This is a genomic window from Rhizobium sp. AN6A (assembly GCF_900215635.1).
GTDB classification, from domain to species: domain Bacteria; phylum Pseudomonadota; class Alphaproteobacteria; order Rhizobiales; family Rhizobiaceae; genus Agrobacterium; species Agrobacterium tumefaciens.
In genome coordinates this window covers 322,465-342,696 of sequence record NZ_OCNC01000002.1, presented here as the reverse complement: position 1 = coordinate 342,696, position 20,232 = coordinate 322,465, and the positions used below count along the sequence as shown (strand labels likewise).

Annotated in this window: 14 protein-coding genes and 3 pseudogenes; 7 read left to right on the top strand and 10 right to left on the bottom strand. The window is 54.3% G+C overall.

The features are described 5' to 3' along the window. The first annotated feature begins 26 nt into the window (after positions 1-26). From CRO62_RS02965 to CRO62_RS02950, 4 genes are read left to right on the top strand one after another with little or no spacing between them, the layout of a single operon-like run. Positions 27-668, top strand: coding sequence for a hypothetical protein (locus CRO62_RS02965; protein ID WP_143539378.1), 642 nt, complete (start codon positions 27-29; stop codon positions 666-668). 2 nt (positions 669-670) lie between these two features. Next, a complete protein-coding gene (locus CRO62_RS02960) occupies positions 671-3,136 on the top strand; it encodes a calcium-binding protein (protein ID WP_097099127.1) in 2,466 nt (821 codons plus the stop codon). 10 nt (positions 3,137-3,146) lie between these two features. Continuing rightward, positions 3,147-4,862, top strand: a complete 1,716-nt coding sequence (locus CRO62_RS02955) for a type I secretion system permease/ATPase (protein ID WP_323455445.1) — start codon at positions 3,147-3,149, stop codon at positions 4,860-4,862. Continuing rightward, positions 4,859-6,175, top strand: coding sequence for an HlyD family type I secretion periplasmic adaptor subunit (locus tag CRO62_RS02950; RefSeq protein ID WP_097099125.1), 1,317 nt, complete (start codon positions 4,859-4,861; stop codon positions 6,173-6,175). The genes CRO62_RS02955 and CRO62_RS02950 overlap by 4 nt, the downstream gene beginning before the upstream one ends. 256 nt (positions 6,176-6,431) lie before the next feature. Here CRO62_RS02950 and CRO62_RS02945 read toward each other — a convergent pair whose 3' ends face one another. The 5 genes and pseudogenes from CRO62_RS02945 to CRO62_RS02920 all read right to left on the bottom strand — a co-directional run. Next, positions 6,432-7,436, bottom strand: coding sequence for a hypothetical protein (locus tag CRO62_RS02945; RefSeq protein WP_097099124.1), 1,005 nt, complete (start codon positions 7,434-7,436; stop codon positions 6,432-6,434). Further along, a complete protein-coding gene (locus CRO62_RS02940; RefSeq protein ID WP_143539377.1) occupies positions 7,420-7,851 on the bottom strand; it encodes a hypothetical protein in 432 nt (143 codons plus the stop codon). Before CRO62_RS02940 ends, CRO62_RS02945 begins: the two co-directional genes overlap by 17 nt. A 70-nt stretch (positions 7,852-7,921) precedes the next feature. Next, positions 7,922-8,485 carry a hypothetical protein gene (locus CRO62_RS02935; RefSeq protein ID WP_179784442.1) on the bottom strand — a complete coding sequence of 188 codons (564 nt, stop codon included), beginning with the start codon at positions 8,483-8,485 and terminating at the stop codon, positions 7,922-7,924. An 896-nt stretch (positions 8,486-9,381) separates the two neighbouring features. Then, entirely contained in the window at positions 9,382-10,233 is an 852-nt protein-coding gene (locus CRO62_RS27500) for an alpha/beta fold hydrolase (RefSeq protein ID WP_323455444.1), read from the bottom strand. 144 nt (positions 10,234-10,377) lie between these two features. Beyond that, positions 10,378-10,539 (bottom strand): annotated as a pseudogene (locus CRO62_RS02920) (methyltransferase family protein); the annotation flags it as partial. A 229-nt stretch (positions 10,540-10,768) separates the two neighbouring features. Here CRO62_RS02920 and CRO62_RS02915 point away from each other — a divergent pair. Continuing rightward, a pseudogene (locus tag CRO62_RS02915) lies at positions 10,769-13,631 on the top strand (Tn3 family transposase). A 110-nt stretch (positions 13,632-13,741) separates the two neighbouring features. Here the strand turns inward: CRO62_RS02915 and CRO62_RS02910 are convergent. Further along, positions 13,742-13,927 carry a hypothetical protein gene (locus CRO62_RS02910; protein ID WP_097099120.1) on the bottom strand — a complete coding sequence of 62 codons (186 nt, stop codon included), beginning with the start codon at positions 13,925-13,927 and terminating at the stop codon, positions 13,742-13,744. Positions 13,928-13,952: 25 nt separating this feature from the next. Continuing rightward, positions 13,953-14,879 (bottom strand): hypothetical protein, encoded by a 927-nt coding sequence (locus tag CRO62_RS02905; RefSeq protein WP_143539376.1) that lies wholly within the window; start codon positions 14,877-14,879, stop codon positions 13,953-13,955. 241 nt (positions 14,880-15,120) lie between these two features. Here CRO62_RS02905 and CRO62_RS02900 point away from each other — a divergent pair, with 241 nt between their 5' ends. Both CRO62_RS02900 and CRO62_RS02895 read left to right on the top strand, forming a co-directional pair. After that, positions 15,121-15,900 (top strand): glycoside hydrolase family 19 protein, encoded by a 780-nt coding sequence (locus CRO62_RS02900; protein ID WP_097099118.1) that lies wholly within the window; start codon positions 15,121-15,123, stop codon positions 15,898-15,900. Positions 15,901-16,104: 204 nt separating this feature from the next. Further along, positions 16,105-16,787, top strand: a protein-coding gene (locus CRO62_RS02895; protein ID WP_323455462.1) for an IS6 family transposase whose coding sequence is annotated in 2 segments (ribosomal slippage) — positions 16,105-16,630 and positions 16,630-16,787 — 684 coding nt in all. Because the reading frame shifts where the segments join, the coding sequence is not laid out codon by codon here. Positions 16,788-17,222: 435 nt separating this feature from the next. On the opposite strand, the gene CRO62_RS02890 is transcribed toward CRO62_RS02895, so the two are convergent. From CRO62_RS02890 to CRO62_RS02880, 3 genes and pseudogenes are all read right to left on the bottom strand, one after another. Then, positions 17,223-18,149 (bottom strand): dihydrodipicolinate synthase family protein, encoded by a 927-nt coding sequence (locus CRO62_RS02890; protein WP_097099117.1) that lies wholly within the window; start codon positions 18,147-18,149, stop codon positions 17,223-17,225. A 182-nt stretch (positions 18,150-18,331) separates the two neighbouring features. Next, positions 18,332-19,615: pseudogene (locus CRO62_RS02885) on the bottom strand (TRAP transporter large permease); the annotation flags it as partial. Positions 19,616-19,636: 21 nt separating this feature from the next. Next, positions 19,637-20,170, bottom strand: a complete 534-nt coding sequence (locus tag CRO62_RS02880) for a TRAP transporter small permease subunit (protein WP_097099115.1) — start codon at positions 20,168-20,170, stop codon at positions 19,637-19,639. Between the last annotated feature and the right edge of the window lie 62 nt (positions 20,171-20,232).

The window sequence follows — 20,232 nt, the reverse complement described above, 5'->3', positions numbered from 1 at the left end:
CTTTACTAAGGAGGCGGAGCCTGATTTTGAGACGTGTATTTGCTTTCTTGCTCTTTCTACTGATTTTCCTCCAACAGGGGCCTAGTTGGGCTCAAGTGCAGAGCTATGTGGATTTCGACGCCAACGGTACCGTCTACAAGCTCCCTCTTACAGGAGCTTGGAGATTTTCGTTGTCGCGAGGTGATCAACGCGCTCACGTTCAATTGGACACGGGCGAAAAAGGTCGACTGCAAAAACTTGCTTACTTCAGGGAATTGATTTCTGAAGGGTATCGTCTCGATGAGGCCGATATCTGGGCTAAGCACGCGTGCGACGCCGGGTTATTAAACCCGGATCTATGCGCTTACAGCGTTCTTTCCTTCGAAAGAAATGTGGTGGTCGAGATATTATCTATAAACATATATGATGAGTTTAGGCGTGATTACGAGAAAAGATCCGGCTGGATCAGGAAGTCGTTAGCAAATGTTTACAATATAAATATAAAGAAAACCGTATTCCCAAGTAAATCTTCACTGAACGGAGCCTATTTTGTTTACACCATCAACGATAATTTGGAGATAAATGTACGTATTAGGCTGGATGGGCAAAGAAATATTTTAGGTATAATCGAAAGTATAATCGACGACAACGTAATTCTTTTCGGCCAAAAACTCATCAGGGGCATTTGATCATGGCGTATCTACTGACTAATTCAGAGCTCAGTGCTGTCGGTTCGGCGCTGGACGCGGCAAACTCCGGCGCGGCTCCCTACCATGAAGTCTACCAAACAATCCTTGCTGTTCTGACTGAGCCGGGAGGACAGCCCAAAGATGGTGTGGATCCCTCGGTGCTTTCCTGGCTTGTCGGTGCGAGTGGCGTGAACAGGGGTGATACGCTGTATAGCGACTTCATCAGAGAATACTCGCTTTCCCAATATTTCATCCGCTTCGGACAGTCATCGACAGTGCCTCTGCAGACAGTGTCTAACAATGTGGCCAAGGCCGTCGCAGAGGATATTTTGCTCAACGGCGTAGCTCCGGATCTCAATACGCTCGGGGAAAAAGATGCCAACGTAACCATCTCCCAATATTTCAACGGTGATGAGGGTGGATGGTCAGGAAACCCGCTCTTCATATTCCTGGGCGATGATTCTTTTTATCAAAACAACATCATCAATGTAGATTTTACGGGTTACGAGTTTTCGGCTTTTTTGCAAAGCGCAACATCGGCGTTTGCTGCGACAACGATTGGCTCAAGCCCGATTACCGGATTTTCTGACGTAGCTATATCATTCCTCTATATGGGAGCGTTGGCGGCTAGCTCCATGTCGATTGCTATTGAAAACAATGGAATTGACCGTATAGCCGGGAGCTTGCAAGCTACTAACGCGTTTATCTACTCCCTCTATGGTCTTCGCGCTGTCGATGTAGCCGCCTATACACCCATTTTTGGTTTATCCCACGACGGGGATGAATTGTATGGAGGAATGGATGCTGAAATCCTCATAGGAGGCGGTGGATCCGATATAATTGGCGGGGGCATTGATACCGATATTGTGGATGGGGGAGATGGTAATGATGTTCTTTTTGGTGACCAGCATCGGGATAGAATTATCGGCGGCGCCGGCGCGGATGTTCTCGCCGGCGGAACTATTTCCAGTCCCACTCAACTTGGCAGTTTCGACCTGACTGCGGATCATACCGAGTGGAACGATGGTGTAGGCGATCTTTTAAAAGGTGGTATGGGCAACGACACCTACCTGATTTCGATCACCGAAGGCGAAACGTGGGATTGGGCCTATGGCCAGGATTCCAATAGCGACAACTATGCGTCACTTCTTTCGATCATTGATACGATTGATGAGGGCGATGGTGACGGTGTCGGAAACATATTGATACAGATGCGGCATCCATCTTGGGAGCCAAACGAGCAGTTTCAAGCAATCGCCGTTGGGGGTCAGTACGCCGCGGCTGAGTTCTATCCTCCCAATTTTTTCAAGTCCGGCGAAAGTTTGGTTTTTTTAACCTATATTGCTGACGGAAGCGGACTATTGATCCCTCATTTGTTTGTCATGGCTGGCTATCCTTTGCATCCGGTCGTCGCCATCAAGGATTTCTATAACGGTGATTTTGGTATCACGCTCGATGGCTATTCTCGGTCCCGTGCCGGAGGTCCCGAACTTCTGCGCGCGAGCGAGGCAGGTGACGCTCAAACCGCCAATGGTTCTGACGGTGCCGAGGAAACCATTACTGGAGGCAGAGGAGCTGACGCGGTCGATTACTCCGACTCTCAATCCGGAGTCGACGTCAACCTGAGTTTGGGAACGGGCATCGGAGGGGATGCCGACGGAAAGACTTATGTTTCAATCGAAAATGTTACGGGCTCCGAGTTCGCCGATACTCTTACCGGCAATGCCGCTGACAACTATTTGCGAGGAGGTGGCGGAAATGATGTTATCGCTGGAGGCGAGGGCGACGATATAATTTCAGGTGGAGTCGGCAACGACGCTATATCTGGAGGTCATGGAAACGATGTTTTGTGGGGTGGGGATGGATCTGACATATTCTCCTACGCTCAAGACGACGGTAATGACATTATTGTCGAGTATTCTGATAACAACTCTATCGATCAGCTGGTCGTAGAGGGTTTCAATTTTGATGACGTCTTTTTTGAGCGTCGAGAAAGTGATTTGGTAATTCGCGTCCCTGGAGGTCAGGGCCCCGGTGGTCAGATACTGATCACAGGTACGCTCGAAGATGATTCACGAGGGATCGAACAGTTCGTATTTGATGACTGGACTTACAGTAAACAAGATGTCCGTTCGACAATCCTTTCTCAGGCGACAACCGCCGGAAACGATCTGATCGAAGGTTTTCGGAACACCGGCGATTATCTCGAAGGCGGTGCGGGCAACGATACTTTCGTGTTCAAACCCGAATTCGGTTGGGATACGATTGGTGACTTTGTCGCAGGCGCGGGAACTGATGACGTTCTCGAGTTCCACGGTGGCGTCCTGGCCGACTTTGAGGCAGTTCTGGCCGCGGCGTCACAGGTTGGTAATGACACCATTATCAACATTGACGGCACAAATGGCATTACGCTCGCGAACGTCAATCTTGCCGACCTGCATCGGGATGACGTGCGTTTCGTTGCATAGGATCTGACTCTTGTCCAAATACTCGAATAGTGAAGTGCGGCGACCTCCGGTCGCCGCTGCCTTGCGTGCGACACGCAATGCGTTTGGGTCCGTTGCTCTTCTCAGCGCGTTCACCAATATTCTGATGCTGACTGGCCCGCTTTTTATGATGCAGGTTTATGATCGGGTTCTCTCAAGCCGCAGTGTTCCAACACTTGTCGCCTTATCGATGCTCGCCATCGTTCTCTACCTGTTTCTGGGAATTCTTGAGCTGATAAGGTCCAGAATTCTCTCGCGCATCGGCGAAAGGATTGAAGAACAACTCGGCGGTCCGACTTTCGATGCGGTGATGTTGCTTCCCCTCAGAATGTCAAAAAAGGAGGTGGCGGCACAGCCTGTTCGCGATCTCGAACATATGCGCCAGTTCATGAGCGGACCGGGTCCGGTGGCCATCTGCGACATGCCATGGTTGCCGCTTTACATCGGCATATTGTTTCTCTTTCACGCCTATCTCGGTTGGCTGGCAATTGCCGGAGCTACCCTGCTGATCGCGCTGACGCTCTGTAGCGACGCTGTTCTGCGTGACCCGACACGGCGAGTGGCCGCGCTCTCATCGGCGCGCGCCGATTACATCGAGGCTGGGCGGCGGAATGCAGAAGCGTTGCATGCTATGGGCATGAAAAGTGCCTATGCTCGCAAATGGCACGAGACAAACTCAGCCTATGTTGAGGAGCAGCGGCAGGCGAGTGATGCGACGAGCAGCTTCTCAACCTTCTCGAAGATTTTTCGCTTGGCACTGCAATCTGCCGTTCTCGCGCTGGGAGCATGGCTTGCCATAAAGCAGCTCGCATCACCGGGAGCGATGATTGCGTCTTCCATTCTGACATCGAGAGCGCTTGCCCCAATTGAGCAGGCGATTGGTCAATGGCGTGGATTCATCAACTTTCGGCAGGCAAAGGCGCGCCTTGGTCAACTCCTCGACAGGATTGGCCCCGATCAGGAAAGAATGGCTCTTCCTACGCCATCAAAAACACTGTCTGTATCCGGTGTTGCCGTTGTGGCTCCAGGCAACCAATCCCCCACTGTCCGGGACGTCACCTTCTCGCTTTCAGCGGGGCAGGGACTGGGCATCATTGGCCCTAGTGGTTCTGGGAAATCCACGCTTGTCCGGGCTCTGGTCGGCATCTGGCCACCAGCACGCGGATCCGTCAGGCTGGACGGGGCGGAGATTGACCAGTGGCATCCGGAAGCGCTTGGCCCATCGATCGGTTACCTGCCACAGGGTGTGGAATTGTTTGATGGAACAATAGCGGAAAATATCAGTCGGTTTTCCGGATCGCCTAACCCGTCTGATGTCATCGAGGCGGCGAAACAGGCAGATGTGCACGAGCTCATTCTGTCCATGCCGGACGGATACGACACAAGGATCGGTAATAGCGGCGCGTCTCTTTCTGCCGGACAGCGCCAGAGGATTGGGCTCGCCCGCGCGTTGTTTGGCGAGCCGTTCCTGATCATTCTGGATGAACCAAACGCCAGCCTTGATGCGGAAGGCGAAATGGCGCTGACGAATGCGATTGTCGTCGCCCGTCATCGAGGTGCCATTGTGGTGATTGTCGCGCACCGGCCGAACGCGCTTTCTGCCGTAGACAATGTTCTCGTTCTTGCGCAAGGCGCGATGGTTGCCTTCGGGCCGCGTGACGAGGTGCTACGTAAAACGACAATGCGCGCTGTATCGGAAAAAGCATGAATCCTAACACCTCGAAACCAAGCGCTGCCAGCCACTCTATCCGGCTTTATACGATTGCGGGAGCGGGAACCATTGCCTTGATGGTCTTGGGTGTTGGTGGCTGGGCCGCGACTGCAAATCTTTCCGGTGCAGTGGTGGGTGCGGGGACCGTTGTTGTCGACGGCAACGTCAAACGCATCCAGCATCGAGAAGGCGGCATTGTCGGCGATATCCGGGTGCGCAATGGGGCTGTCGTCAAGGCCGGTGACCTGCTTATCCGGCTTGACGATACAGTGACGCGAGCCGGGCTGGCCATGGTTGAGAAACAGATCGAGCAGCTCAATGCGCGGCGCTTGCGTCTTTCGGCCGAACGCGAGAACGCTCGAGAGATGACGGCTTTGTTGACATCACCAGCAAATACGACAGCCTTAGATGGTGCTGAGTATATTCAAGCCGAGGTGGCCCTTTTTAGGGCTCGCAGACAAACCATTGATGGCCAGAAGGCTCAGCTGAAACAACGTATCGACCAGATACGTCAGGAAAATGAGGGCCTTGTTGTTCGCAAGAATGCCAAGGAAGAGGAATTGTCCTGGATCGGCCAGGAACTCGTTCGGGTCCGAAGCCTGGCAGGTCAGCAGTTGATCCAGTTCAACCGTCTCGCGGAACTGGAGCGACTGCGAGCTCAACTCGATGGTGAACGCGGACAGTTCATGGCCGAGATTGCTAGAGCCGCGACTCGAATTACAGAAACAGAGCTTCAGATTTTACAGCTCGACCAGGACCGGCTGGCTGAAGTTTTGACAGAACTGCGCGATGTTGAGAACAAGCTTGCCGAACTCTCGGAGCAAAAGGTTACGGCCGAAGACCAGTTGAGGCGCATCGATATACGATCCCCGCATGACGGTGTTGTACATGAACTCGCCGTCCACACGATCGGTGGCGTCATCACCCCCGGGGAAACAGTGATGCAGATCGTGCCTGTTAACGACCGGCTGGTGGTGGAGACGAAAATTCAGCCAGCCGACATCGACCAGATACATGTCGGGCAACAGGCGATCCTGCGTTTTTCTGCATTTAATCAGCGTACAACTCCTGAAATTGCCGGGTATGTGAAAACAGTTGCGGCCGATCTCGTCAGCAACCCGCAAACGGGCGAAAGCTGGTACACCTCTCGTATTCAAATAGATTCAGAGGAGCTAAAGAAGCTAAGCAACTTGAGCCTGCTCGCCGGCATGCCGGTCGAAGCCTACATCAAGACGACCGAACGGACTGCTTTGTCGTACCTGGTGAAACCCCTCGCAGATCAAATCAACAGGGCTATGCGCGAGGAATGATAGCAATCAAAACGACATAGGCTTGATGTGAGGTTTGGACTGATCCTGCCAGTTCTTCAGCGAGCCGGAGTGAGGCCAACGCAGCGCCTTCGGGGTGGGTGCTGGGGGGGTGCAAATCGATGGCAACACCACTCAGGTCTCTTCAACCACATATGGATCGTATAATCTTGGGGTCGGCAGTTCGATTCCTTTCAAGAGCAATAAACGCAGGACGATGAGCAAAGGATCCTGCGCGCCTGAAGCAATGGGCTTACGCTCAATATACTCTCGAAAACGCTCGCTCAATCACACAACGAGTCGCAATTGCCATGTTCGCTAGGCCAAGCTTCCGCCATTTGGGGTCTGAGCGAGAAAGATCCTTGTGTTGAGCAAAATCCGAGATTGCTCGTATGACCAATCCGTCAGTATGGAATATATTCTTCACCCGCTCAACAGCACTGAGAAATCCGTAAGACTCCATTTCGACACTCGTCCAAGCGTTTCCAATGTGCTTTTTCAGAAATCGCACGTAAGGTTCATTACTGAGCACGGCGTTCCAGGAAAAGGCAGCCTCTTCGTGTATAACGTGTGGTGCTCGAGCAGGTATGGCGAATTCCCGCAGCCATTCGGCAGGAATGTTTTCGTTTCGAAGTTCGCTGTTTACGGTGTCAGATTGTATGCGGGTCAGAACTTTCTTTGCGCGTTCCGAAATCGACACGGTACGCTGATAGGAATGTAGCTTAGCTTTCAAATGGCTTAGGGACTCATTCTTGTCGCTATCCTCTAACGCGTCGAATTCGCCCTCAAACGACTTCAGTTTGTTAAAGTCGCGCGTCACGATAGTTCGGGGGAAGATAACATCGCCAATTCGAATGTTGCCGCTATCGAGTGCTCCCGCAATCCCGCTAAAAATTATCAATGAAGGCCGGTACTCACAAATAGCATAGGCGGTATTGATTGCTGCAGCCACATTGCCCATGTCCGTGCACTCAATAACCCCGACACTGATCGTTTTCCCGCCTGAAGATGAGCTAAGATCCTTCATGGCGTAGACCGGCAATCCGTCGTAAAGAGCGGCCTTCATCCGATCTTCGAGCTGCTGCGTGGCGACCTGGTCTGCATGTCGTTCAAATTCTTTTTGAAGCGCCTCCTGCTCCTCAAGTCGTGCCCCCAGAACAACAATGTCCAGAACCGGTTCCTTGAGGTCGGCTGGCCTTCGTAGTCGTGTATTGAGGGAAGACATGGAGTTTGGCGCAGTCAGCTCATCAGCTGGTGTGCTCATTTATACTACCTGAATAATGCCTACCGAAAAGGATGTACTGAGAGATATGAAAGCTTTTTGCTATGTCATAATCTCTCACCAATTTGATGATCTGCCGACGCACTGTGTTCTTCTCCCCCGAGGAAAACATTTTTGAATAGTAACACACATCTATGCAACCTCGACGGATCGAGTAAACGTCAAAATTATACTCAGTGTACTCGTTCAAAAGTCGATTAAATTCGACAATATAACGCAGATAACGCAGACGCGGTTCGAAATTAAAAAGACACACGAGAGTTTGATCCGATGAGGGCTGTTTCCCAACTCCTGGAGCAATGCTGACGTCCTTACGTCCCTCCTGTATATCGTCGAGCATCTGCGCAAGAACTTCTACTGCTGGCCGCGCAGAGATGATAGCTGATACTTCACTCATTCTCGCTCCCACCATCGATTCTTCAAGGCGTTCATAACCAATAGACCTGAAAGGTTAAATGTCTCCACTATCACCCTTTCACCGCCGATGGCGGAAAAAGGAAGACAGCTTGCGCGTCTAATACTTGACTTGCAAGCAAATCTTCTCGCAGCTTAATCAAAATCGGGCCGACAGCTACAGAAGCTATCGTTTCGGCGAATATTGACTGCTGATTATCATTGCGGAAAGTAAAAGCCTCCCCATTGAAGGTGATGTAGCCTCGCTCGAGGCCGTGAGCAGGAGAGCAGTTACATAGCTTGAAAAGGCTTTCGGAGGCAGGACCAAGTCGGCCAATCGAAATTCCCAAGCGCTCCGTAAGATCCCGCATTATTGCCAAACACAGCAAATCGGCGAAGGTGAACTGCGGAGAAGGCCCACTTTTAGCTGCCAGTAGAGGAACAACACCTTTCCAGTGTCGTATGACCTCGGTCCCGACGCCTATAGCGTGCCTAAGTTGCGCCTGAGTGTATAACATAGCCGATAAATAGCACGTTGATTGCAACAGATCAACTTGTTGTTTACCACAAGCTTTATTGATGCACGCCGTTTTCGTCTTCGGTGCGTCGCCTTGAGCCGCATGCAAGGCCTCTTCCAAAAGCCAGACCTACGAATCCATGCTTTGTAACAAGATAGTTGGTGCCCTCGATAGTAGCGGCAAATAATTTAGCTGCCCACTCTGGAAGTTCACCCGTGCGATCATCTTTTTCCTGGCCGTCGCTATATTTTGAGTCCATCGCCTTACTCCTTCGTGGCCAACGCGACTATTCCAGCGCTAAATATTTGAATGAATGACTCTATCAAGACCGTGTAAATCGCGGGGATGATGATTATAATCAGTGGGGAATTGAGAGAGCGGGACGCTATGGTGCCGCACGTGCTACACGTTAAATCTGAAAAAAATAAAAATCTAAATGACAAGAATATAAAGATCGTAGCCACAAAAGGCGTCGCTATATTACTTTTTGTGAATTTAGCCGGAAGACGCTCCTTGAAGCTGATAAATCTCGATAAAATGGCAACGAGCAGCGCCATTGTGCCCGCGAGGAGGATTATATTGGCGACAACAAAGAACGCCCCTTGGCCGGGTTTAACAGATTCAAAATCTCGATATCTTTCAAGCATGAAAGAAAAAATTCCAGGGATTGTGGTCGCCGGCTCAATCACACTAAGAGCCATCGTTGATATGTCGGTAACGTAGATAAGGAACAGCGCGGATATAAAAAATATATTGAAGTAATTTATCAACCTAAAAACTTTGTCGTCAAAATACTTCGAGGCCCCTCGAGGTAATATTGGACTTATCCACTTACTCACACTTTTCATCAGGATGCCCGTCGTTTTACGCCAGTAGGACAGTTGCGAAATACCGTAAAAGCGTGTTGTTGCTTTATGATTTTATTAAAAGCGGGCGCGCCGCTCTCTGCGAAAAAGACGAACCCTCGGGTTTATTCGCCGGATCAGAGTTTTCAGCAGAGGCCTGATCGTGGTGGGTCATGTGGTGCCGCATTGAATTGAATTGGGTTGGTTCGACGTCAGCACAATCCGGCCAGGCGGCTCAAATGCTGTGACATGCCGACCACGAACCCGGGTCAACCGCGCTACGGCATGTGTGCCGCAATGAATATTTTGCTGATCCATTCCGCCCCCGAAAATCACCGCGATTTGATCGTTATCACCACGTTTGATTTCGTCAATTACAAATTGAATTATTATCGGTTTATAACTCTTGACGATGGACAGAATTGCGGCTGGTTTTCTATTCTCCGCTTCCGACGGCGGAACGAAACGGTGGCATAAGATTGGCTCCGCAACTAAGCCGCACGCAGTGATGTAGAGGTGGTCGATGAGGGCCAGATCGCGGGCCGTGGCGATCCAGCCGCTTCCTGGCAGTTGGAAGAGCCCCATGTACCAGCTCCGGCACAACTCAGCAGGGTGCGCCAGTCTGCTCATGAAAGTGAGCGGGTGAGGGATCGAGAGCGCGACCGCGCGAGCAATCCGCTCCGGCGCAGTGACGCAGGTATCATATGTGATCAGAGCGCCCCAATCGTGGCCAATCAGCTCCACGGGTCGCCCCGGAGACCAGCGGTCGATCAGCGCGAGCACGTCGCTGGTGAGGGCTGCAAAGTCGAACAGCCCCGCGGTCGGGGACTGCGCATAACCGCGAAGCCAGGGTGCAACGACGTGACGCCCCCGGCGGCCGAGCTCGGCAAGGAAGGGCTTCGCGGTCGGCGGATGGTCCGGGAAGCCGTGCAAGACAATCGTCGGCTGGCCATCGGGGTCGCCCCCCTGCAACGCGTGGAAGGTGCCGTGTGGCAGATCGAAGGTGACGTGTTCAAAATCCATATGCGTCAGCCTTTTCAGGAGCAGTCGGGCGGGAAGGCGACCAGTCGGTCTTTGACACCGGCCCGCGACCTTCCATGATTGATATTTCGCGGCAAGTAAGCCAAGGCTGGTTTGTCAAAAGCCTCCAAGGGAGCGGCGGAATAGTCAGAGCCAGCGGCGAACCTCGACCTTATAGCGGCGGTATTCGTCGCCAAACTTTGCTTCGAGATAGCGCTCCTCGCGGGCGATCACCTGCGTCTGGATCGCGATCAGCACCAAGGGTAGCAGGGCGAGGGCAATCGGCCCGTCAAAGGCGTTATTTAAACCACGCATATCGGTGACAGCCTTTAGCTTATCGAGAATTCACATATTGGGGTCAGAACAAGAGCAGTCCGAAATCGTACGCTAAGGCCGAACGAAGCATGAACAATGCCGTAGATTAGATCTTGGGCATTGGATCTCTGTGGATTGCCATCGATATTCGCTGGTTTTGATTTCTGTGTCCGGCGCGACTCGACAACGCTAAGCGCAGATTGGTTATGAATGGAGTCGGGCTATGGCAAAGCGCAAGCTTCTCAAAGATCAAGATCGCCGAAAGCTTGTCGATATCCCTGTCGACGAGGACAGCTTAATCCGACACTACTCATTGTCACCGGCCGATCGCCTGGAGATCGAACTGCGCAGACGTAATCACAACCGGCTTGGCTTTGCCATTCAGTTATGTCTGATGCGATACCCGGGTCGAGTGCTGGGGGCAGAAGAAATTCCGCCACGCGCCATGCTTAAATATGTTGCTGATCAGATCGGCGCCGCCCCGGAAGCATTTTCGCTCTATGCACGCCGTGAAGAAACCCGTCGGGATCACACAGCACGGCTAATGATGTATCTGGATACGAGAAGCGCGACGCTGCAAGATCGCCGCGCCGCGCTATTGTCTGCAATTCAGGCGGCGGCGACGTCCGACGACGGTGCTGCGATAGTCAGTTCGATTGTCGTCGCGTTTCGTGAACGCGGCGCTCTTCTACCGGCTGTTAGAAGTGGACCCGTCGATCGGCCAGACGCGCTTCCATTGGCTACGCTCGGCGCCAGAAGCGCCAGGTGCGTCGAATCTGGTCGGGCTGACAGAGCGGATAGCGTTTCTGCGGCAGCTGGAGATCGATCCGACGTTACAGGCGCGCATATCAGCAGGACGGTGGGGCCAGATGATCCGGGAGGGTAACGCAACCCCGGCCTGGCTTGCCAACGACTTCAATGCCAGCCGTCGCCACGCTCTGATTGTGGCTCAAGTCATCAAGCTTTGCCAGAAGCTCACGGACGATGCGGTGACGATGTTCATCAAGCTGATGGGTAAGTTGTTCTCGCAAGCCAACAACCGAAAGAAGCAGCGGCAGATGGACTGCAGAGCGAACACCGCCAAAGCGCTGCGCATGTTTCTCGATACGATCACCGCGCTGCAGTCCGCCAACAACAATGGTCGGAATGCAATGGATGTTCTCGACCAAAGAGTCGGCTGGGATCGACTGCTTCGGATGAAGCCTGAGCTCGAGTCGATGGTCGACGACAACGAGGCGCCGTCGTTGATCGTAGCGGCCGAGCAATATGCGACCGTCCACAAATACACTGGTGCATTCCTTCAGGCATTCACGTTCCGCTCGGCGCGCCGCCACGATCCACTTCTAGCGGCAATTGCGCTGCTTAAACGGCTTCATGCCGAGAAGCGACGGACGCTCCCTGATCGCGTCCCGCTCACCCACCTTAGCCAAACTGACCGGCGGCTCATCTTCGAACGAGAAAAACCTGATCGCCGACTCTACGAGATCGCAACGCTCGCTGCTTTGCGAGACCGGCTTCGATCTGCGGAGATATGGGTCGACGGCAGCCGATCTTTCCGGCCCATTGACGAGCATTTGATGCCGCGAACAACATTCATCACGTTGAAGGAGGAGGATCGTCTCGGATTAGGCGTCCAAGCTGATGGCGCGCAGTGGCTTGCCGAAGCGCGTCAGATGCTCGACTTCAACCTGCAGCGTCTGGCGCACAGGGCACGATCCGGAAAGCTCGAAGGAGTTCGTCTTGAGGCCGGAACGTTGATCATCACACCAACCGCCAGCGAAATCCCTGCGGCCGCCGAGGCACTGAATGCCGAGATCAGCGATATGTATCCGTTGGTCGAGGTTCCCGATCTGTTAAGGGAAGTGCATGAATGGACCGGCTTTGCGGACCAGTTCACGCATGTTCGGACCGGCGACGTACCAAAAAATGTCTCTGCAATGCTCGCTGGTGTACTGGCCGATGCTACGAACCTTGGCCCCAAACGAATGGCGGGCGCTTCCAAAGGGATTAGCGCTCACCAGATTGGGTGGATGCGCACATTCCACGCGCGATCGGAGACATACCGCACGGCTCAAGCGTGCATCACCGATGCCCACACCCAGCATCCGCATTCGCGCCTTTGGGGCAATGGCACAACGTCATCGTCCGATGGCCAATTCTTCCGTGCGAGCGACCGGGCTGCAAAGCGCGGCGACATCAATTTGCATTACGGTAGCGAGCCCGGATCGAAATTCTATAGCCATCTGTCAGATCAATACGGCTACTTCAGCATTTTGCCCATCAGTCCCACCGAGAGCGAGGCGGCCTATGTGCTGGACGGGCTCTTCGATCAGGACACGGTCCTCGATATCCAGGAGCACTTTACCGACACTGGCGGTGCCAGTGATCATATGTTCGGGCTGTTCGCCTTGATCGGAAAGCGGTTCTCACCAAGACTGCGTAATCTCAAAGATCGGAGGTTCCATACGTTCGAGAAGGGTGATGCATATCCGGCGCTGTCGAACCACATCGGGGCGCCGATCAATGCCAATCTGATCCTCGACCATTGGGACGATCTGCTCCATCTTGCGGCGTCGATCACGACGCGGTCCGTGGTGCCATCTACCATCCTCAAGAAATTGTCCGCAACGCCAAAGCAAAGCCATCTCGCGAGGGCGCTCCGCGAATTCGGCCGTATCGAAAGGTCGCTCTTCATGATCGAATGGTACTCAAGTCCGGCACTACGGCGGAGATGCAAAGCTGGTCTCAACAAGGGCGAGGCCGCTCATAAGCTGAAACGCGCTGTGTTCTTCCACGAGCGGGGCGAAATCCGCGACCGGTCGTTCGAGAGCCAGGCATTCCGCGCCTCTGGTCTCAACCTCGTTGTCAGTGCAATCGTCCACTGGAATACAGTCTATCTCGACCGCGCAATCACGCAGTTGAAGCGAGAGGGTCGAAATATTCCCGATACTTTGTTGAAGCATATTTCGCCGCTCAGTTGGGAGCACATCAACCTTACCGGCATCTACACCTGGGATGCCGAACACCAGATGCCCGACGGATTTCGATCGCTTCGTCTGCCAGCCGGGCTACGGCGGGTCGCATAAGTTCCCCTTCCGTTCGCTCTTAGCGTACGATTTCGGACTGCTCTTGTTCCCGCCCCTAATCGGAATATCAGCGCAGAAGCGCGCGCTCGCGTCTCTAGCCGTCGTTCATTTTACGCTACGGTGACGTGTCCCGGCATGGCGCTTGTCTGTTCATAAAGTTCCAAGACGCTTTCATGCGTAAGATTGCAAACAACTCCTGTGACATGGCCGGGGCCGATGGTAGCAAGAGCATCAGTCGGAACACTTGCACCAGACAGTGCGGCAATGATCAAAAAGATTCCAAGAGATTTCATCATATAAACTCCTTCGTTAGGCGGCCGGCTAGACTAAGAGAGGCAGAACATCAGCGAGGTGAGGCTCCTCGGATGGCCGGCGAGGATGCCAGCCCGGCTTCCACAAGGCGAACGGGCCATCATAACCATCCGCTTTCATGGAAATGCGGATAAGGCGCTCCGCAACATATCGGCGGCCCAAGAACGCTGCAGCCTCGGCTGCGTAAAAGCCCAGGCGCGCATCGCCGAACTTCATAGTCACCTTTTCCGTGTTCTTCACGAAGTCTGCGCTCATGAATTTGTTCGATTTCGCACGTGTGGTCACCAACGGCCCACCAGCATCCATCTCGTAGGAGGCAAACAGAGCGTTCAGCATCATACGAACAGAAAGCACGGCGAGACCCGGATCTTCGGCAACAAGGTTGCCAGTCATCAGGCGTTCGATCTCCGGCTGATGTGGCATCAACTTGGCGAGCGCAGACACATAAAGACCATAGCTTTCCGGTCCAGGTTGAGCAAAGCGAACAGAATAGAGATCAATTTGCGCATCGAGTGATGCGACGGCAAAACGATCAGAGACTTCAAGTTCGTCGTGTTTTTCACCAGTGAGATCTGCCAGGACGGAGCGAACACTTTCGAGAATGACCGGCAGTTCTTCATGCTTTGCAGCACGCAACGCATGCTCGGCCAGTTGGGCGCGATAAGCAACCCGGCTCTGCGTGCCGAAAAAGGCTTGGATGGCGCTTTCGGTCAGGCCAGCAATGTCGTCGGCCTTGCGCCCCTTATTCTTGATACGCCACAGGGTACTAACGTTTGCCGCACGACCCAGGAGCTTATTTCGGCGGGTTGCGATGCGGCTTGCCTTCACGATGTCGCTATAGGTGAGACCTGCATTCTGCAGACCTTCAAGAAGAACGACATTATCGAGCGCGCGTTGTTTGGGCGGCAATTTTGTAGTCTTGAGCAATTTTCCCAAGGACGCCTCCTGAGACGGGGATCGGACTTTACGACACCATCATAACTCGGGCCGGGACTATGTTTTTCAGAAACACTAAGAATTTCTCGCACGCTGAATACAATGTATGAGATGGGGCTTCCTCCTCTGCACACAAGTCTGCGAGAAACCGAAAGCTGAAAAAGGCCAATCAGACAGAAGCTATCGTTGGATCAGTTGAACAGGGCTTCGGTCCACTCGATCCCAACGGAAAGGCCACCACATGCGCAATCTTCTTATTAAGAGCACCAATCGCCGTTCTTTCATGTTGCTTATCGGCGCGGGCGTGAACCTGTCACTTGGTGGCGGCGGCGATGTGAAGCAGCGGCACGCCAATGACAACGACAACAACAACGGCCCCGATCCCGCTCCCACCGGTGGCGCTCTCGCAATCCGAAACGACGAGTTCTATAAGGCCCTAAGGGCTACCAAGCTTATGGGCACTCGCCTGAAACCCGGCCAGATCGAAGGTATGGAAGGGATCTTCACTGCGTTCCAGACCGACGGCGATGGAAACCCAAAAACCCTAGCCTATGCTTTCGCTACGGCGGCGCATGAAACCGGGTTTCGCATGCTGCCAGTGCGGGAAGGCTTCGCTAAAAGCGACGCGCAAGCACGTCGCAGACTGCAAAACAGGCCTTACTCGCGGTCGAGCGGAAAATACGGCCACGCCTACTATGGTCGCGGGCAGGCGCAATTAACCTGGGAGGACAACTACCGCACATCCTCTGGCGACGCTGGCGTGGATCTCGTCGCAAATCCTGACATGATGCTCGACCCCGTTATAAGCGCCAAAGTTCTCATCCGTGGTCTGCGCGATGGTCGTTGGAACGGAAGTAAGAAGCCGCATACTGGCAAGGGGATAGGCTACTATCTACCTACAACGGGCCCGGACGATGTGAAGAATGCGCGCCGCACCCTTAACAAGCTAGACAAGTGGAATCTGATCGCCGGTTATTACCGTGTGTTTCTCGGAGCCATCACGCAGTCCCTTACACACTGAAGCATGGAGTCGAAACTGATTCAATGCGTCATAACTTCTACAAGAAAGTCGGTACTCATCGATTGCGGAGTAAATAGTTGAAAGACCCAGGCGATGCCGGGGCCTTTCATTGGTTTTGTCGCAAAACTTTTCATCGGGTTTGCAACCAGTATGGTAGGTGTAGATCCGGGTTGAAGATGAGCAGGTAGATTGAGTTTCCCGATCATGGTCGATTTCAAAGGCAGTCATTACCCGAAAGAGGTGATTTTAAACGCGGTATTTTTCTACGTGAGATATGCGGTCTCTTATCGTGATCTGGAAGAGATTATGGCCGAGCGCGGCGTTACCGTTGACCACGCTACGCTGAACAGATGGGTCGTGAAATATTCGCCCCTGATTGCCTGCCAAGTCCAGCGGCGCAAATCCGCAACCAGCAGCTCCTGGCGGATGGACGAGACCTATATCCAGGTCAAAGGCAAGTGGATCTATTTCTATCGGGCTGTCGACAAATTCGGCAAAACCCTTGATTTCATGCTGTCTGAGCACCGCGATGAGGCCGCGGCCTGCACATTCTTCGCCCGCACGATTAAGAACAATGGCTGGCCCGAAAAGGTCGTCATCGACAAGAGTGGCGCGAACCTGGCAGGATTGCAAAACATCAACTGGTTGCTGCTGTTGTATGGATGGTTCTCGCTGATCGAGATCCTGCAGATCAAATACCTCAACAACACGATTGAGCAGGACCACCGTTTATCAAGAAGCTGACCCGCCCCATGAAAGGCTTCAAATCCTTTCAATCGGCGTCAGCAACGCTGGATGGCATCGAAGTGGCGCACATGATCCGCAAGCGGCAATTTCCAATCAGTGGCCAATCCGCATTTCAGCAATTCGCAGCACTCGCCGCATAACTGTGTCCAGCGATGGCCGCTTCTGCGGCCTTTAAAAAGTTTGCGACAAAACCCGATTTGGGACTGCTCTTGATCTGACCCCGCTATGCCTTGACTTCTGCCGCCACCAGACCGTCGTCGAGGGCACAGCTTCTTTATGTGACCGAGGTGACGAGGAGATTGAGATTGTCGCCCCGTTGTCAGGCGCAAAGCTCCCGATTGCCAGATCACGTGCTCAGTAGCAAGCCGCCAGACGAGGGTTTGCGTTTGGCTTTCACGTGCTCTCGCCAAGCGACCGTAAAACTCCCCGCCATATCGATCTTGGAGAGTCCTCGTTTCGCGATAATACTCTACTGCCGAAGAGACGACAGATTGCGTACAGCTAGCATTGTTTCCCGCTGGCGCATGTCTCGGAGCAAACCCAGGGCCACTCACAACGGCAGTGAATTAAGTCTGTCAACGCAACAAGCCCAGTTTGAGCGTCTGGCGTTCGATCAGTGTCTCGACTTCCTTCACGGCAAGTGCGCTCAGCGGTGCGCCTGGGCGGCGTTGAGTTGCGCTGGCGATGGCGCCGCGTTTTGCCAGAACATGTTTTCGCACGGCAAGGCCGAGACTGGGCTGCTGTTCATAGCGCATCAGCGGCAGATAGGCATCGAACAAGTCCTGCGCGGTTTCGTATCTCCCCTCATTGCTGAGACGGACGACATCGACCATCATTTCCGGATAGGCGAAACCGGTCATGGCGCCATCGGCGCCGCGCTGCATTTCCTCGGGCAGGAAAACACCGGCATTGCCGCACAGGATGGAGGTTCGGCGACGGCCTTTGGCCTCCGCTTCACGCAGATCGGTGATCTTCTGCAGGCCCGGCCAATCCTCATGCTTGAGCATGACGATGCTCGGATGGGCCTCGAAAATGACGCCCAGCGTTTTTGCGCCTATTTGAACGCCGGTGGAGAGCGGGAAGTCCTGTAGCACCAAAGGCACGTCGGCGCCGACCGTCTCAACCACGTTGCGGTAATAGGCGACGATCTGCTCATCGGTCCGCAGCGCGGATGGAGGAGCGACCATGACGCCGGCAGCCCCCAGATCCATGGCTGCCTTGGTCAGTTCGCCGATGGCGGCAAGGCCGGGTGCGGAGACGCCGACCACCACGGGTTTTCCTTCGGAGCGCTTCAGCGTCAGCTTCGTGACTTCGATCGATTCCGCCTGGGTGAGCTTGGGTGCTTCCCCCATCATGCCGAGGATCGTCAGCCCGTCCGCGCCTTTTTCATAATAGAAGTCGACCATGCGGCCGATGCTTTCGCCATCGAGCGAACCGTCTTCGGTAAACGGTGTGCAGGCAATGACGAACACACCCTTGGTACTGGAATTTATGAGCGACATGACATGTTCCTATTTGAGCCGCCTGTGTTGCAAGGGTTCTGTTCCAATCCGTGGAATTGACCGCAGCGGAGCCGGGTCGATTGGCGATTTCGCTGCCAATCCGAAACGGCCCGCAGCGTGACGGGTTTGGAGGATGCCGGCCTTGCGCATGGGAGAGCGCGCTGGCCGGCAAACCGTTTGAGTCAATTATTCGCCAGCATGTCCGGAACGATCGAAACGATTTCCGGGAAGATGGCGATGAGCAGGACAAAGGCGCACATGATGAAGAAGAACGGCATGGTCGCGCGGGTAATGCGGGCCATGCTGTCGCCGGTCAGGCGCTGGATGACGGTGAGGTTGAAACCGACGGGCGGCGACACCTGCGCCATCTCCACCACGATGACGATGAATATGCCGAACCAGACCTTGCTGTAACCGGCCGCCATGACCAGCGGCAGGGTGATCGGCAGCGTCATGACGATGCAGCCCAGCCCTTCCATCACCGTGCCGAGGATGATGTAGAAGATCAGGAGCACGATGATGAGCATGAATGGCGAAAGGCCCCAGCCCTCGATGATGCCGGCGATATAGCGCGGCATGCCGAGATAACCGATGACGGTCGACAGGAACATCGCGCCGACCATGATGAGGCCGATCATGGCGCAGGAATCGGCCGCCTGTTTCGCCGCCTGCATGAGGTTCGAAAGGTTCAGCGTCTTCTGGAAAGCGCCGATGAGGATTGCGCCACCGACGCCGACCGCGGCTGCTTCCGTCGGCGAGGCGATGCCGCCATACATCGAGCCGACCACGCCGATAATGAGCAGCAGCAGCGGCCCCAGGTCCTTCAACGCCACAAGCTTTTCGATGAAAGTGGTTGGCGCAAGGGCCTCCCCGACAAGGGCCGGATTCATCAGCGCCCGGATGCCGATATAGCCCATATAGGATGCGGCCATCAGCAGGCCCGGCAGAATGCCTGCCATGAACAGCTTGAGGATCGATTCCTCCGCCATGACCCCATAGATGATCATGATCGTTGATGGCGGAATGAGAAAGCCCAGCGTTCCCGCCCCCGCAAGGCTGCCGGTGATGAGGTCGCGGTTATAACCGCGCGAAATAAGTTCCTTTGCGGTGATGCGCCCGACCGTTGCCGTGGTGGCCGCGGATGAGCCGCAGACGGAGGCAAAGAGCGTGCAGCCGAGAACGGTGATATGGGCAAGCTGGCCGGGCACATGCCGAAGCCAGGGGGCGAGGCCGGAGAACAGCGCTTCTGAAATCTTCGTTCGGAACAGGATTTCCGCCATGAAGATGAACAGCGGCAGGGCCAGCATTTCCGGCGAAACCAGCGTATTCCAGGTTTGCTGGGCCAGCAGTTTGAAAAGCGGCAAAGCGGGGCGATAGAGTGCGGCCAGCGCCGCTCCGGTGCCGACGAGGCCAAGGCCAATCCAGACCCCCGTACCCAGAATGAGCGTCATCAGGCCGAGCAGGCTGAAGGTGATCTTTCCCATGATTTATTCCAGTCCCGGGCCGGTTGAAAGTGTTTCGCCGCGAAGAAGCCGCAGGAACTGCGCCAGCATCTGTAAATTGAGGATGATCGCGCCTATTGCGAGCGCGCTCTGCGGATAGACGAGCGGAATGCGGATGACCGACGAGGAGGTTGAACCGCGCAGCGCGGACAGCATGGCCATGTCCGTCAATGCGACCGAAAGCGCAATGCAGATAACAAGGCCGACAAGGCATGCCACCATATCCAGCCGCCTTGCGCCGGTTGAAGAAAGTGCCTCGCCTATTGCGGTGACGCGGACATGCGAACCGGATTTCAGCGCGCTGGCGCCGGCGAGCATAAAGCTCGCGGCCATCAGGTAAGCGGCGACATCCCAGGCGAATGGCAGGGAATAGCCGGCAAGGTTTCTGAGAAAGATTTCGCAAGCGATGAGAATGAAAATGCCGAGGAGAGACAGCGCTGCGAGCACGTTTGCAGCCTCCGTCAACCGGTCGATCGGGGTTATGATGGCAGCGAATGCGGGACTGGCTGGATTTCTCATGATGTTTCTCCGGAGTGCGCAGAAGGAGGCGGACAGCCGGCCGGGATTGCCGGCTGCCCTTT

Coding starts and splice junctions, on each gene's coding strand:
- CRO62_RS02960 (WP_097099127.1), top strand. CDS start 671: ATGGCGTATCTACTGACTAATTCAGAGCTCAGTGCTGTCGGTTCGGCG.
- CRO62_RS02950 (WP_097099125.1), top strand. CDS start 4,859: ATGAATCCTAACACCTCGAAACCAAGCGCTGCCAGCCACTCTATCCGG.
- CRO62_RS02945 (WP_097099124.1), bottom strand. CDS start 7,436: ATGAGCACACCAGCTGATGAGCTGACTGCGCCAAACTCCATGTCTTCC.
- CRO62_RS02940 (WP_143539377.1), bottom strand. CDS start 7,851: ATGAGTGAAGTATCAGCTATCATCTCTGCGCGGCCAGCAGTAGAAGTT.
- CRO62_RS27500 (WP_323455444.1), bottom strand. CDS start 10,233: ATGGATTTTGAACACGTCACCTTCGATCTGCCACACGGCACCTTCCAC.
- CRO62_RS02910 (WP_097099120.1), bottom strand. CDS start 13,927: ATGATGAAATCTCTTGGAATCTTTTTGATCATTGCCGCACTGTCTGGT.
- CRO62_RS02900 (WP_097099118.1), top strand. CDS start 15,121: ATGCGCAATCTTCTTATTAAGAGCACCAATCGCCGTTCTTTCATGTTG.
- CRO62_RS02890 (WP_097099117.1), bottom strand. CDS start 18,149: ATGTCGCTCATAAATTCCAGTACCAAGGGTGTGTTCGTCATTGCCTGC.
- CRO62_RS02880 (WP_097099115.1), bottom strand. CDS start 20,170: ATGAGAAATCCAGCCAGTCCCGCATTCGCTGCCATCATAACCCCGATC.